Source organism: Pseudoalteromonas sp. NC201, assembly GCF_002850255.1.
Taxonomy (GTDB): Bacteria; Pseudomonadota; Gammaproteobacteria; order Enterobacterales; family Alteromonadaceae; genus Pseudoalteromonas.
In genome coordinates this window covers 221,997-235,598 of record NZ_CP022523.1, presented here as the reverse complement: position 1 = coordinate 235,598, position 13,602 = coordinate 221,997, and the positions used below count along the sequence as shown (strand labels likewise).

15 protein-coding genes are annotated in these 13,602 nt (G+C 43.7%); 9 read left to right on the top strand and 6 right to left on the bottom strand.

The window, feature by feature from the left end; genetic code table 11:
- Positions 1–154 precede the first annotated feature (154 nt).
- A complete protein-coding gene (locus tag PNC201_RS19005; RefSeq protein ID WP_102058032.1) occupies positions 155–697 on the bottom strand; it encodes a cysteine hydrolase family protein in 543 nt (180 codons plus the stop codon).
- A gap of 228 nt (positions 698–925) precedes the next feature.
- Between PNC201_RS19005 and PNC201_RS19000 the strand changes: the two genes are divergently transcribed.
- Positions 926–1,813 (top strand): formylglycine-generating enzyme family protein, encoded by an 888-nt coding sequence (locus tag PNC201_RS19000; protein ID WP_233525289.1) that lies wholly within the window; start codon positions 926–928, stop codon positions 1,811–1,813.
- A gap of 123 nt (positions 1,814–1,936) precedes the next feature.
- Here PNC201_RS19000 and PNC201_RS23555 read toward each other — a convergent pair whose 3' ends face one another.
- From PNC201_RS23555 to PNC201_RS23545, 3 genes are all read right to left on the bottom strand, one after another.
- Positions 1,937–3,385 carry a hypothetical protein gene (locus PNC201_RS23555; RefSeq protein ID WP_233525288.1) on the bottom strand — a complete coding sequence of 483 codons (1,449 nt, stop codon included), beginning with the start codon at positions 3,383–3,385 and terminating at the stop codon, positions 1,937–1,939.
- Positions 3,386–3,471: 86 nt separating this feature from the next.
- A complete protein-coding gene (locus PNC201_RS23550; protein ID WP_233525287.1) occupies positions 3,472–3,747 on the bottom strand; it encodes a hypothetical protein in 276 nt (91 codons plus the stop codon).
- Positions 3,719–4,381 (bottom strand): hypothetical protein, encoded by a 663-nt coding sequence (locus PNC201_RS23545; protein WP_233525286.1) that lies wholly within the window; start codon positions 4,379–4,381, stop codon positions 3,719–3,721. Before PNC201_RS23545 ends, PNC201_RS23550 begins: the two co-directional genes overlap by 29 nt.
- Before the next feature lie 361 nt (positions 4,382–4,742).
- Here PNC201_RS23545 and PNC201_RS18990 point away from each other — a divergent pair, with 361 nt between their 5' ends.
- Complete coding sequence (locus tag PNC201_RS18990) at positions 4,743–5,573, top strand: polyphosphate kinase 2 family protein (RefSeq protein ID WP_102058030.1); 831 nt, start codon at positions 4,743–4,745, stop codon at positions 5,571–5,573.
- A 3-nt stretch (positions 5,574–5,576) separates the two neighbouring features.
- On the top strand, positions 5,577–6,890 hold the full coding sequence (locus PNC201_RS18985; protein WP_102058029.1) for a DUF2252 family protein: 1,314 nt from the start codon (positions 5,577–5,579) through the stop codon (positions 6,888–6,890).
- Here PNC201_RS18985 and PNC201_RS18980 read toward each other — a convergent pair.
- Positions 6,887–7,840: a ribonuclease Z gene (locus PNC201_RS18980; protein WP_199539718.1), complete on the bottom strand. Its 954-nt coding sequence runs from the start codon at positions 7,838–7,840 to the stop codon at positions 6,887–6,889. The genes PNC201_RS18985 and PNC201_RS18980 overlap by 4 nt on opposite strands.
- A gap of 103 nt (positions 7,841–7,943) precedes the next feature.
- Here PNC201_RS18980 and PNC201_RS18975 point away from each other — a divergent pair, with 103 nt between their 5' ends.
- The 6 genes from PNC201_RS18975 to PNC201_RS18950 all read left to right on the top strand — a co-directional run bounded on the left by PNC201_RS18975 (position 7,944) and on the right by PNC201_RS18950 (position 13,154).
- Positions 7,944–8,483, top strand: a complete 540-nt coding sequence (locus PNC201_RS18975; protein WP_223193527.1) for an isochorismatase family protein — start codon at positions 7,944–7,946, stop codon at positions 8,481–8,483.
- A 44-nt stretch (positions 8,484–8,527) separates the two neighbouring features.
- Complete coding sequence (locus tag PNC201_RS18970) at positions 8,528–8,791, top strand: DUF3081 family protein (protein ID WP_010373027.1); 264 nt, start codon at positions 8,528–8,530, stop codon at positions 8,789–8,791.
- A complete protein-coding gene (locus PNC201_RS18965; RefSeq protein WP_102058027.1) occupies positions 8,784–9,113 on the top strand; it encodes a hypothetical protein in 330 nt (109 codons plus the stop codon). The genes PNC201_RS18970 and PNC201_RS18965 overlap by 8 nt, the downstream gene beginning before the upstream one ends.
- Positions 9,106–10,584 carry an FAD-binding domain-containing protein gene (locus PNC201_RS18960; RefSeq protein ID WP_102058026.1) on the top strand — a complete coding sequence of 493 codons (1,479 nt, stop codon included), beginning with the start codon at positions 9,106–9,108 and terminating at the stop codon, positions 10,582–10,584. The genes PNC201_RS18965 and PNC201_RS18960 overlap by 8 nt, the downstream gene beginning before the upstream one ends.
- Before the next feature lie 125 nt (positions 10,585–10,709).
- Positions 10,710–12,314 (top strand): AbgT family transporter, encoded by a 1,605-nt coding sequence (locus PNC201_RS18955; RefSeq protein ID WP_102058025.1) that lies wholly within the window; start codon positions 10,710–10,712, stop codon positions 12,312–12,314.
- Positions 12,315–12,536: 222 nt separating this feature from the next.
- Complete coding sequence (locus tag PNC201_RS18950; RefSeq protein WP_099028636.1) at positions 12,537–13,154, top strand: glutathione S-transferase family protein; 618 nt, start codon at positions 12,537–12,539, stop codon at positions 13,152–13,154.
- On the opposite strand, the gene PNC201_RS18945 is transcribed toward PNC201_RS18950, so the two are convergent.
- Complete coding sequence (locus PNC201_RS18945) at positions 13,151–13,600, bottom strand: DMT family transporter (RefSeq protein WP_017216748.1); 450 nt, start codon at positions 13,598–13,600, stop codon at positions 13,151–13,153. The genes PNC201_RS18950 and PNC201_RS18945 overlap by 4 nt on opposite strands.
- Positions 13,601–13,602: the final 2 nt, after the last annotated feature.

Here is a 13,602-nt window from a genome sequence, read left to right as displayed (position 1 = left end):
GTTCAAAGACTTAGATCAAAACTTATAGGAGGACCATTTCCGGTTTGCTTCACACTTGTGTAATAACATGTATAACCCTTAACAGCCGGTTATTAGGACGAGTAAGTGAAAACAGTGACAGGAAATGGTAATCCCTCAACAAAATTAGACTGTATCAGTCACCTAAAGCAATAATTTTGGCAGTAGACACCGCGGATATTTTCACTCCAAAACTGGAGATACTTGGCAGTGTGGCGTTATGATGTATTCTTATTTGTTCACCTGACATGTGCTTTTTGCAATGTGTGGTATGGGCATCCGCCACTAATGTAACTGCATAACCCAAACCCGCGGCTCGCCGACTCGTTGTATCAACACAAAACTCTGTAGCATAACCACAAACATAAATATGTTGAGCTCCATGTTCTTCAAGTATGTTAGACAGATTTGTGTTTAAAAATGAATCTGGGGTGGTTTTACGCACGAACTGATCATTGGCGTCAACTTGAAGTACTGATTGTAATTGCCAACCTTCACTACCATACTCAATCGCAGTACCGTTTTGCTCATGTTGAATATAGATAACTGGCATGCCTTGCTTTCGAGCCCAATCTGTCACTAAGTTAATTTGGTTTAACACCTCTTCACTTGCATACGGTTTGGGCTCTGGGTCGAATAAAAGACTCTGTACATCAATTACCAATACTGCAGATTTCATAGCATACTCTTTTTGGGCATAATCTTGCTTATAAATTCAAAAGCCGCCAACATCTTGAACAGCATTCATTCTTTCAAGGGTTGTAGTGCCCAAGCAATATAAATCACAAGCGTTATATTGTCATTTTAATATTTATACATTGGTCTTACTGCCACATTGGCTATGTTTCAATACAGCTAAACAAGTTATGATAAATGTGTATGCAAAGACCTTGTGGATAGCACACTTATGGACAAGATTGATCACCAGATATTAACCCCTTTAGCGACATTACTATGCTTGGTCATAAGCGGGTGTGACGACCTTGGCCAACAAATAGACGCGCTTACTGGCGAGCAAGACAAACAAGTGCAAACACTGATTGAGCGCACTAAAGCCCAAATGGTGTTTGTTGAAGGCGGCAGCTTTATGATGGGCGATGGTGGAGGTCCTAATAACTTGCCTTGGACCATAGCCCGCGACAATAAACCCGCTCATAAGGTGACCCTTACCAGCTATTCAATGGGCGCTTATGAGGTAAGCTATGGCGATTTTGATTTATATACCGCAGTAAATGACCTACCAAAAACCATGTGGGAGGATTGGGGTAAAGGGGAAGTTTGGCGCGCACCTGAATTCCCAGCGGGAGTGAGTTGGTATGGTGCTAAGAACTATTGTTTATGGCTGGCAAAACTCACACAACTCCCAATTGATTTACCAACCGAAGCACAGTGGGAATTTGCAGCACGAAACCGTGGTGAAAACATTTTGTTTGCCACCAATACTGGTATGCTTGAACTCGGTGTAAATTACTCTCTCGCCGAAGAGCCTGAACCGCATATTAGTGGCACCTATCCACCTAACCCATTGGGGTTTTATGACTTAAGCGGCAATATGATTGAATGGGTCAATGACTGGTGGGCTGAGGATTACTATCAACACTCCCCAGAACAGGATCCTAAAGGGCCAAAAGAAGGCACAAAAAAGGTCATGCGTGGCGGGATGTTTTTAGAGTCTCCCCGTGGCAGTAATGTATATACACGGCAAGAATCTGAGAAACTAAAAAAGGCATACAGGGCAACTGGATTTCGCTGCGTGCTCAATCAGTCTATGCCTTTAAATGAGCAACCAAAGTAGCTAACTTTGGTTGCTCATACGCTGTTATGCCAGTGCTACAAATGGACTGATATTAAGCATCGCGACAGCAACCGAACCGGAGCGAGCTCGGCTTGGTAGTTTGCGTCGCCATGCATCAAACTCTCACTGCTGAGCACCTTCTAAAATACTATTAAGCTGAGATAAGCCCTCTTCTTGGCTACACTTAGTTCCTCCTTTACCCATATGCTGCAACACCTCGTCTAATTCCTCTGTACAAAGTATATGCTTGAGTATGATAATAATCGCATTCTCGCGCTGCTCATTTAAGCCCGACCAGCTGTAGGCGTTTGAGTCTATAAGGCTAGCGAGGTTAGGGTTCGCTAATAAGTTTAGAAATGCCCCCTTGGACTCAGGTACCGTAAACTTCAGCATTTCTGGTGTTTGTTCAACTCTTTGCATGATAGCCTTGGCTTGTTCATGAATTATTACTTTAGTTCGCCACCATTCATCTATGTCTTTAGCAGTTCCACCAACAAACTCAGTAATATCTTTACCTGTTGCTATATGCATACCCACGGCTTTATAAAGCACGTTAAATGCCAATGGCTGTATAAACTCGAGATAATCATAATCATTATTTTTAAGCTGGTGATAAACAAATTGGGCAAGCGTGACAATTTCATCTACACCTATCTCACAGACCAACTCTCCGCCAGCGCCTACGCCCCAGATAAGTCCCAATTTCGCACGAAGCATAAACCTTCCGTCTTCATAACCAATATAACATCCGGCATGTGCACCAGCGCCAAATGCGCCTTCTGCCTTTCCACCTAGTTTAGCTAAATCACAAAAACTAGATTTACCAGATTTTTCTGGGTTATCCCATTGCAAAGCACCTGTTAACTCACAGCCTGCGGATACCCCAGCAAATGCGCTCAGCTCGCCTTTTACAGGTTCAAACTTGCGATCGGCGCGGCTAAGTGCTTTTACTTGTTCAGGGGTTAATCCCTCAAGCATCATTTTACCTTGCTTTACTGTACAGCCTACATTTGCCGCCGCTTGTAATTTCGCTCCTGCATAGCCAAAAAGGGCAATGGTCGCATTTAATCGGATCGCGCCTAAGTTTATCTCACGCTCTTTGGTCGTATTTTTAAGTGGCATCATAAACTTAAATTCATACCCATTTTTATTAGGGTAGTAACCACTCATTGCTGCTTTTGCTTCACCAACTGCAAAATCGACTTTGCCATCAGCTTGAAATGAAAAGACACCATCCTTTGGGCTAAAGTTTGCCGCAATGCCTGCACCATGGGTGTAGCGCATTAGTCGCGCCTCTGCACTGGCATCAAAATAGTCGCTTTTTTCAAACCTTTTTATATTTAGATCTTTATTAAGCTCCCTAGCCCATTCGCCCCATATGGTTGTATACGTGTCGACGAGCTTCTTATCATACTTAAAATTGACCTTTAGCTTGCTCAAATCATTTTTAAGCGCTTTGTTCAGTTTCTTACGGTCTAAGTTGCCATTCGCATCGCTAAAACGACGACCGTTTCGAATGTCCGTATCAATTTTATAGCGTCTAAAGTGGTTGGCCATTTTATCACTACGCACATAGGTATACTTTCGGCCTTTAAAGCCAATGACTTCGGTAATTTTATTAGCGGTAGGGCCTGAAACAAGTGGTTTTAGGGTCTCGTTTAACGCCTTTTTGCGTCAATTACTTTATCATCTTGTTTCGAGAGGTCTTGTTGTCCAGCCAGCGCTTGCTTTAACTGCTCCATGGGAGGGTTAAGTACTTCCATTTCTTGCTCTAAAATATCGGCAAGTGACTGGGTGACCGCTATAAAGCTGTTATCTTCTGGAATGTATATAAAATCAATAATTTCCAGTTGGTCCTCGGATTCTTCAACTGAAAAACTCACGGAGTGCGTTGCACCTTCGGCTTCAGCGGTTAATGTGTATTCCCCCGCCACAAGCGATAGCGCCAACTCCCAATCGTAGCCTCTGTCTGGTAGATATGGGTTGTGCTGTATTTTCTAGCTTAGTGGGTGTTTTTTGAATCCCAGCGTTACTCTTACCCATTGACGGTCGCGTTGTACCTGCTCCTTGGCTGCTATTGAAGCCCACACCATCATTTTTTGAGTAATCGCTTGTAGCAGCATATTTAGCTGCAGCACCTAAATGTGCACCGTTTTGGCTTAACTCTCCCGCCCCACCCGAGAAGCCTTTACTGCCACTAGAACTGAACTGACCTTCCACTTTAGCCTCAAGCGCTGACTTTTTAATAAACGCAAAGATCTCCTTTATATTGCCTTGAGAAACCGTTTTGAGACGTTGTGCTTGGTTATTTGAAATAACAAGTAGTTGTCTATCGTCATGGTGATGAAGTCCACCATGCCAGTAACGAGCTTCTTTTGGGTCAATACGAATATAGTCAGTGTGATGGGGGTTAAGTGCTTTAAGAATGATGTTGGGCACTTTAGCCATCGGCAATCTGGTTGGTTGTGCCGAATTTTTTACGTCTGAATCTGACTGAAAAAGTGAATCATCGAATGTACCTTGCTGTGCGTCTTGCACAAGCGCAGGCCACTTGTCAAAAGGCTTCATGCCAATCCTTCCTTGTTTATTCCGGTTGTTCCTCATCAATGCAATTTGCTACTCATCAATGAGCGCGAGATATAATCTGGACTAGATTTTATACTGATGGAGTCAGTTATTCAATCAAGGAAAAATTTTGCTATTTACCTGTTCTAAATGATGAGAAATTCTTAACGCAGTCAGCGTATGATTTCCTCCCTCAAATTGAGCAATTATTAAGACAAAGTAGTATGACATATCATTGTCAAAAAGACCCTGTAGAGTTTACTCTAGGTTACTCTAACACGCTCAAAAGTTAGTTGGTGCGGTAATATTTTCGCGTTGAAAAGCAACAGGGCCAACTTAACCAAAGGCGATTAAAGGAGTTAGCATGACCAGTTATGTATCAAAAATAAAAGCGCTAAATCGCGGGCTAAGTGTTAAGCCTCCCATGGCACATCCTGCTATTGATTCAAAAAAACACTACAAAAGCGAGTTAAAGTACTGGCAAACCCAACTATTACATGTGCAACAAGCCTATTTTCATCAAGGGAAGCGCGCTATTTTAGTGTTTGAAGGCTGGGATGCGGCTGGTAAAGGAGGCGCGATTCGCCGCATGACAGAAAAGCTCGATCCGCGCGGCGTTAAGGTCTACCCAATCGCAAAACCAACGCCTGAGGAACAAGGCCGGCATTACCTGTATCGGTTTCAAACTAAGCTACCTCCTCGGGGTACTATGACTATTTTTGACCGTTCATATTACGGCCGAGTGTTGGTAGAACGGGTTGAAGCGTTTGCTAGTGAGCACGAGTGGCGTCGTGCCTATCAAGAAATCAACGAATTTGAGCGTCTGCTAACAGATGATAACGTCCGTATTGTTAAGCTATTTTTACACATTAGCGAAGACGAACAGCTCAAGCGCTTTACAGAGCGTTTAAATAATCCGTATAAGCGCTGGAAACTAACGGAAGAAGATATTCGCAACCGCCAAAAGCGACAAGATTATGAGCAAGCAATTGATGATATGTTTGCTAAAACCGATACAAATTTAGCGGATTGGCATTTGATCCTCGCGGAACATAAATGGTATGCCCGCGTACAAGTGATGAAAACCATTGTCGAAGCGTTAAGCAAGGGGGTTGATATTAGTCCCCCACCTATCGATAAAGCCGTTGTAAAACTGGCAAAATCTCAATTGGGTATTGTTCAAAGGGAGGACTAATCCATGAATCGTCACGACTATCTTGCATCTTACTTTAATGAGCGTGAAGGCATTCACGTAAGCAATGAGTGCAGTAAATTCGACAAAATGAGACTCAGTCCATTTCGGTTCTTCCGTGGTAGTGCCGCGCTTATGTATAAGGACTTACTGGAGCAACAACTGCAGTTACCTGAAGCGGCCACCAGCCTGCCACTCACCTACGTAATGGGCGATTGTCATACGGGCAATTTTGGCTTTCATAGTGAAGAAGGCAGCCACGGCGACACCTTAATTTTTGAACCTAATGACTTCGATGATGCCTGCGTCGGACACGCTGTATGGGACCTGTTTCGCTTTTTAGTGAGTTTACCGCTTACCCAACTAGAAGGTGGGCGTATTCAAGAGCAAGCACAGGATATTAAAGACCGAAGTAAACCTTTGGTCAGTAAAGAGCTGGTTGCCCAAGCACAATTGGACTTTTTACACAGCTACCTAAAAGCCTGTCAGTTGTCGCTGGAACATAAGGTCGATAGCAACACAGGCTTAACCGAGTTTGATAATAACCATATATTGCATAAACGATGGCAAAAAGGGTTGCAAAGAATGGCGGGTGGCGCCGCATTTACGATAAAAAGCACGCTCGCAAAGGAAATCGACCTCAGCATTAAACCGCTACGTTTTCGCGAAGACAAACTGAAGTTTAAGCAACTTGATCCCGATTTAAAAGAAAATCTTATTCATCACTTCGCGCCCTATGTTGATGACGAAATTTTAGATTGTGTTGAGCGTATCGACCAAGGCACAGGCTCATTGCATCTGAGTAGATATTATTTGTTGGTTGGCCCAAACGTACAAAAGCCCACTAAAGATATTTTGCCGCTATGTCACATTGTGGAGGTAAAACAACAGCAACTCGCTTCGCCTCTTGCTTACTTTGCAAATTTAAGCCCAGTAAATCGCTTAGATCCCGCACACTTAACCGTCAACAGTCAAAGAAAAATGCAGCGCCGTACCGATCTCATTTTAGATAATGCACTGTGGCAAGGCAGCCATTGGCTGGTGCGTTCGCGCCATCATGCTCGCGTTGGTATAGACCCAGAAGACATCACCATTGGTAAGCGTGCAGCGACTAAGTCGGGCTTTAGCCAATATGCAGAAGCTTGTGGTGAAGCACTTGCCCTTTCACATATGCGAGCAGATAGACGATCCTTACAATTTCAAGAGGATGCCGTAGCTATTTTGCCTAGTCTCATCGATGAATTGGTCAAATCGGCCAGTCATTACAGCGAGCAAGTCGTAGCCGATTGGCGTTGGTTTTGCGAGCAATCCCAGAGCTAAGCAGTTGCGCACTCAACTTGCTTTTGCTTTGGAATGTCTACAATCAGGCCATCCTCTGCAATGATGAGTGCATTGCTAAAGTGCAACTTGGCCTCTTCAATAAGAGGCTGCAGCATGCCCTCGCCATGATAGCGTACGCTAAAGTGAGTGAGCGCGAGCATGGGTACTTGATGTAGTTGTGCAAATTGAGCGATGCGCTTGGCATCGCTATGTCCTGTATGAAATCCCACTTTATGAAGATCAGCAGCGGTAAAGGTAGCTTCATGAACAAGTAAATTGACCCCTTTTATCATCTGCGTTAGCAAGCCGGGCTTTTCGTTATCACCACAAATTATTGCAACTCGAGGTTGCCAACTATAAAAACTGTAGTTATTTGAGGTTAAAAGTCGACCTTGGTATTCCACGTCTTGGCCCTTTTGCAACAAGTTGTAGTGTCCACCAGACGCAATACCATCTTGCTGAAGTTTGTCTATTTTTAACTTGCGAGGAATGCACTTTTCCGTGAGCTTATAGCCAACACTGGGCACTCTGTGTTGTAGCGCTATGATGTCGATATCGCAACATTCAAGCTGTAGCTTATCGTTTATTTCTTCAAGGGCGATGGTGATTAAGTCAAAACTTAGCCTCACCTCTGTCAGTGTAAAACAGCTTTGCACAAACTGAATAACGGCCCTCGGCGCAATTAATTTTAGCGGCGCTTTGCGAGAGTTTAACGCCATGGATGAAATGAGTCCGGGTAATCCATAGCAATGATCCCCATGAAGGTGGGTAATACAAATCGCTTCGAGATGATATAGGGTTAACTCACTGTGCAGCAGCGCATGCTGGGTCGCTTCGGCGCAGTCAATTAGTACCCAGGCTTTGGTATTTTCAAAGCTTACTGCCGCTGCCGACATATTACGTTGCTTAGATGGGCTACCTGAAGAAGTGCCAAGAAAATGTACTTTCACGCCAAAACCGTTTACTTTTTAAGTGGGTATACCATTGTAACGAATAAATAACGTAATAGCGAAGCACGCGAGCTTCCCTTGCAACGTAATCTCTAAGGAGAAGATGATGAATTTGATACCTTCGGACAGCATGATCTTGGTGATCGATATTCAAGAAAAATTTCGTCCTCATATTGAGGTATTTGGCGATATCGAGCGCCAAGTAACCACCCTGCTACAAGCTGCAGAACATTTGTCTGTTCCTGCACTGATTTTTGAGCAATATCCCAAAGGGCTTGGCCATACAGCACCGAGTTTACTTGAATTTAATCTCCCGGTTATCGAAAAAACCGCGTTTAGTGCCTACCACGTTGAATCTTGCAAGCAAGCTATTCAAGAATATAAACGCGACACCATCGTCGTGGTTGGCCTCGAAAGTCATATCTGTGTACAACAAACCGTCAATGACCTACTTGCGGACAATTTCAACGTTGTGATAGTTGCCGATGGTATTTGCTCACGTAATCCAAAACACACAGATTGGGCGCTAATGCAGATGCAGGCAGATGGCGCACGCTTTTTGGCTTTAGAGTCTATTTTATTTCAGTGGCTAAAATCGGCCAAGAATGAGCAATTTAAGGCAATTTCAGCGTTAGTTAAGTGATCGGCTATCACAGTGAAAGCGTATTCCAAGTATCGAGGTGAACAATGAAAAATGAATTAGATAGCAAGTTCTTATTAACGGTGTTCGAGCATATTCAAAAGCACGGTGAAGTAACCGAAGAAGGTAAACGCTATGAGGGCATAGTGGCCTATTCAGATCCAGATGGTTACACCATATACCTGCAAGGCAGTGGCGTGTTACTGCGCTCTGGGTTTCATAATACTTATCACTTGGATTATGAACAAGATAAGCACAAAGACGATTTTATTAAGAAGCTAGATTACATTTTTAAAGAGGCGAATGAGTAGCTTATATCCAAATACCAACCGAGGACGTCGCGTTAGACGTCCCCACCCTGAAAGCAAACAAACCCGCGCATATGTAAGTAAGGTCGTCGAAGCGCTCAGGGGAAATCCAAGTAAACTCAAGATAATCAAACAGAACTGCGATGAATTTCGCCAGCAACGCTTTTTAAAACGTGGCCTTTTGCTCGCCATTGAGCGCTTTGATTGGGTGTTTGCGGTGGACGATGACGTAGAGCGAATTTGCCAGCAGATCCTCGCCGACGACTACATAGGAAAACGCCTACGCCGCTACCCTTTATTGTTTAAGGGTGTGTTAGATGATTAACCTCGTTTGGCTCAAACGTGACTTAAGAGTGTCCGACCATAGACCACTTTACGAAGCGTGTAATAATGGCAGACCAACCCTGATATTGTATGTTATCGAACCTGAATACTGGCAGCTCCCCGATACCAGCGAAAGACAATTTCAATTTGTAAAAGAGTCGCTGCTAAGCCTTGCTGAGCAGCTGCAGCTTTTAGGTGGCACGCTGACGATTCGCCAGGGTGATATCATTGAAATACTAGAAAAGATCCATCAGCACATCGCGATCGCAACCCTTTATTGCCATCAAGAAACGGGGAATACATGGACATTTGAGCGCGATTTGCGTGTTATTGCCTGGTGCAAAAAAAGACACGTATCGTATGAAGAATATCGCCAACAAGCCGTATTTAGGGGAAAAATTAATCGTGATAAGTGGCAACAGCAAGCTGAAGACTGGCTGCAAGGCGACTGTCTACCAACGCCTTCAAAAATTAATCCTCTGCTGCAACAGCATAGTGGTATTGCACTTTTAAATGACTACTCAGGGAATGACAGCAACTCAGCGCCAAAGCCACAATTAGGTGGACTCAAAGCCGCGCAGCAAACCTTGAATAGCTTTTTTAATCATAGGATAGACAACTATTTATTTGGTATCTCAAGCCCGGTAAAAGCCGTAACCAGTAGCTCCAGACTCAGTCCGTATTTGGCCTATGGCGTGCTAAGCCTCAGAGATGTTTTACAACAAACTCTTGCATTAAATGTTGACTCAAAACGCAATAAGAGCGGTTTTTTATCCCGGCTCTACTGGCATAGCCATTTTGTGCAAAAGCTCGAATCAGAACCGCTTTATGCTGAGCGCGCTGTGCATGCATCCTTAGTTGATATGCGTGCGAGTGAATTTAATACGCAACGTTATGAACTTTGGGCTCACGGCAACACGGGCGTCCCCTTTATTGATGCCTGTATGCGAATGCTGATCGCCACAGGCTGGATAAACTTTCGCATGCGCGCAATGTTGATGGCGTTTTCAAGCTATCATCTATGGCTTGATTGGAAACAACCAGCAGCAAGACTTGCCACTCTATTTATAGATTATGAACCTGGGATCCACTATCCTCAGGTACAAATGCAGTCAGGCACTACTGGGATAAATCCGTTTCGCATCTATAACCCCATAACGCAGGGGCTAAAATATGATCCAGAAGGCCAATTTATTCGCCGCTACATTCCTGAGCTTAATCACGTTCCAACGCATTACTTACATACACCTTGGTTTTATACCAGCTTAAAAGAAGACCAATATCAGCGCCCTGCTATATTACCCGATGACGCAGCAAAAATTGCCCGTGAAAAAATCTCCGCATTTTATAAGCAACATCTAGATAAAGATGAAACAGGCAGAGTGCTTCATACTCACGCTTCAAGGCGTCGCTCGAGTCGTGGACGCAAAAAACAAGCAAGTTCTGATAAAAATCAGCTTAAGCTATTCTAACTGATCCGTTTTTGCACAATGTTCCGCCTTTCAACCCAGAAAGAGGACAAATAGCCGCTTAAGCATGACCTCATGTAAAAAAAATGCTAAGGTTGCGCCATTTTTTTGGAACTGAGAATTTAGCTATGTCAAATGCTGTAGAGACGCAAGCTGATAGTCAAGACCAACAGGGACAAAAAGGGGGATTATTTAATCGCTTCTTGGCAACTGTTGAGTTCTTAGGGAATATGCTTCCCCACCCTATTACTTTGTTTGCAATGTTTTGTATCGCCATCGTGTTATTTAGTGGTATTGCCGATTGGATGGGGTTATCTGCCATCGATCCTCAATTAGAAGGCTCAGCTGGTCGCGATCCCGACGGGGTGATTGAAGTCGTAAGCTTGATGAGTGCAGAGGGCTTGCGATGGATAGTTACCCATCTTGTAACTAACTTCACTGGCTTTGCACCACTTGGAACTGTACTTGTAGCACTACTTGGGGTTAGCGTTGCTGAACACTCAGGTCTGCTATCTTCAGCAATGCGTGGCATGGTGATGGGCGCTTCAAAACGTCTTGTTACCTTTATGATTGTGTTTGCCGCTATCTTATCGAACACCGCTTCAGAACTCGGCTACGTTGTACTTATTCCGCTCGCCGCAATGATTTTCCATAGCCTTGGTAGACACCCTCTTGCCGGTTTAGCAGCCGCATTTGCAGGCGTATCTGGTGGCTACAGCGCAAACCTCCTACTTGGCACTATCGACCCGCTATTAGCTGGTATTACCACTCCCGCAGCACAGATGATAGACCCAACATACCAAGTTGGTCCAGAAGCAAACTGGTACTTCATGATAGTTTCTGTATTCCTAATTGCCATATTAGGCACCGTAGTTACTGAGAAAATTGTAGAGCCACGTTTAGGAAAATATGACCCGAAAGAGGCCAGTGTTGATTTAAGCGAAAACAACATAGAAAAGCTTTCTGCAAAAGAAAAATCAGGTCTCAAATGGGCGGGCGTATCACTACTCGTAGTAAGCATTTTACTTGCCTTAACCATAGTGCCAGAAGATGGCATTTTACGTCATCCGGTAACAGGCGAAGTAGCAGGCTCACCATTTTTAAAAGGGATCGTGGTATTTATCTTTGTTACTTTTGCTATCCCGGGTTTTGTGTACGGCCGTGTGGTTGGGACCATGAAAAATGACCGCGATATTATTGATGCAATGAGTAAAAGCATGAGTTCTATGGGCATGTATATTGTGTTGGTGTTCTTTGCCGCCCAGTTTGTTGCATTCTTTAAATGGACGAACTTAGGTACTATTCTTGCGATTAATGGCGCAGCATTGTTACAGGCGCTAAACCTAACCGGCCCAGAAGTATTCGTACTGTTTATATTCATGTGTGCACTCGTTAACCTAAGCCTTGGTTCATCATCAGCTCAATGGGCTGTCACTGCACCGATATTTGTTCCAATGCTAATGCTTATCGGCTATGCACCAGAAACCATTCAAGCAGCGTACCGTATTGGAGATTCAGTTACTAACCTTATCACTCCGATGATGAGTTACTTTGGTTTAATATTAGCGGTTGCGACGAAATACAAAAAAGATATGGGTATAGGTACACTAGTGGCAACGATGTTGCCGTACAGCATGTTCTTCTTTATAGGTTGGGTAGCACTATTCTACGTGTGGGTATTTGGCTTTGGTCTACCAGTTGGACCTAACTCTCCTATCTACTACAATCCGTAGCTAATACTTTAAAATTATCTAAATGCCAGCATTTGCTGGCATTTTTATTTGTGAAAACCTCAACCCTCACCTAAGGTTGAATAGGAGACAGCGAAGAAGGAGCCGATTTTGGATACCAATAACCTTGCAATTATTACATTGGTATTAAACTAACTTCACGTGATCACTGTTATTTTATGCCCTGTTCCTGAGTGATACACGTGACCTAACATTAGGTGAATTATGTATACACTCTTTTACTATCCACAAAGTGCGAGCCTTGCGCCTCATATTTTATTAGAACTCATTGGTGAGCCTTATCAACTTGAACTGGTGGATATCAAAAAAAACGCCAACCGTAGTGCACAATACTTAACACTAAGCCCTGCCGGACAAGTACCAGCCCTCGTTGATGACGACTTTACCTTATTTGAAAGCGCTGCAATTTCTCAGTATCTTGCTGAAAAGCACATTGACAAGCAACTTATCCCAACTGAGCTAAAACTAAAATCACAGTGCCTGCAATGGATGCATTTTATGAGCGCTTCTATTCACAGCGACTTATTGATGTATACCTACCCCGAACGACACACCCAAAGTGCTTTGATGTATGACGACCTTATTCGCTCGCAGCAAGGTCGACTAGAAGAAGGGTTTGGTATTATTGATACCTTACTTGCAGACAATCATTACCTGTTTGCAAATCAATTTACGCTGTGCGACAGCTATTTATTTATGCTTTGTGAACGTGCGAAGACATTTTTAGAAAAAACGCCTTCGCTTAAGAATTTACGCCGCTATTATCGCCAAATTGCGGCAACACCAGCTATTAGCAAAGCCTTAGAAATGGCTGAGTTTTAGCCTGAACGATTAACGTTAATAAGTACAATACCGGTCAGCACAGCAATCACACCCACTACTTTTTGCAGGTTAATAGGCGTATAAGGTACACCAAAGAGACCAAGCTGACCGATCACCATAGCTACCACCATTTGACCACACAAGTAATAAGCCATTAAATTACCTATACCCATTTTAGGAATTAAAAAATAACAGAGTCCCACCCCTGTTGCACTTAGCACCCCACCTAAACACCACAAGTACCAAGGCACGGCTTTTAGCTCTGAGGTTGCTGGCAGCACGTTATCAGATACCCGAAAGGCAATAAAGGCATAGAATGCGCTGACGGTAAACGCCACTCCAGCTGCCAATATCGGACTTTTTAATAAACCGCCAAGCTGTGCATTCATGCTTGCCTGCACCGCAATTGCACCACCTGCAAAAACGGCTAATATGGCAAAAATCATCG

Excerpts from the sequence above, each read along its gene's own strand:
- PNC201_RS19005 (WP_102058032.1), bottom strand. The coding sequence starts at position 697 with ATGAAATCTGCAGTATTGGTAATTGATGTACAGAGTCTTTTATTCGAC.
- PNC201_RS19000 (WP_233525289.1), top strand. The coding sequence starts at position 926 with ATGGACAAGATTGATCACCAGATATTAACCCCTTTAGCGACATTACTA.
- PNC201_RS23545 (WP_233525286.1), bottom strand. The coding sequence starts at position 4,381 with ATGAAGCCTTTTGACAAGTGGCCTGCGCTTGTGCAAGACGCACAGCAA.
- PNC201_RS18990 (WP_102058030.1), top strand. The coding sequence starts at position 4,743 with ATGACCAGTTATGTATCAAAAATAAAAGCGCTAAATCGCGGGCTAAGT.
- PNC201_RS18985 (WP_102058029.1), top strand. The coding sequence starts at position 5,577 with ATGAATCGTCACGACTATCTTGCATCTTACTTTAATGAGCGTGAAGGC.
- PNC201_RS18975 (WP_223193527.1), top strand. The coding sequence starts at position 7,944 with ATGATGAATTTGATACCTTCGGACAGCATGATCTTGGTGATCGATATT.
- PNC201_RS18970 (WP_010373027.1), top strand. The coding sequence starts at position 8,528 with ATGAAAAATGAATTAGATAGCAAGTTCTTATTAACGGTGTTCGAGCAT.
- PNC201_RS18965 (WP_102058027.1), top strand. The coding sequence starts at position 8,784 with ATGAGTAGCTTATATCCAAATACCAACCGAGGACGTCGCGTTAGACGT.
- PNC201_RS18960 (WP_102058026.1), top strand. The coding sequence starts at position 9,106 with ATGATTAACCTCGTTTGGCTCAAACGTGACTTAAGAGTGTCCGACCAT.
- PNC201_RS18955 (WP_102058025.1), top strand. The coding sequence starts at position 10,710 with ATGTCAAATGCTGTAGAGACGCAAGCTGATAGTCAAGACCAACAGGGA.
- PNC201_RS18950 (WP_099028636.1), top strand. The coding sequence starts at position 12,537 with ATGTATACACTCTTTTACTATCCACAAAGTGCGAGCCTTGCGCCTCAT.
- PNC201_RS18945 (WP_017216748.1), bottom strand. The coding sequence starts at position 13,600 with ATGATTTTTGCCATATTAGCCGTTTTTGCAGGTGGTGCAATTGCGGTG.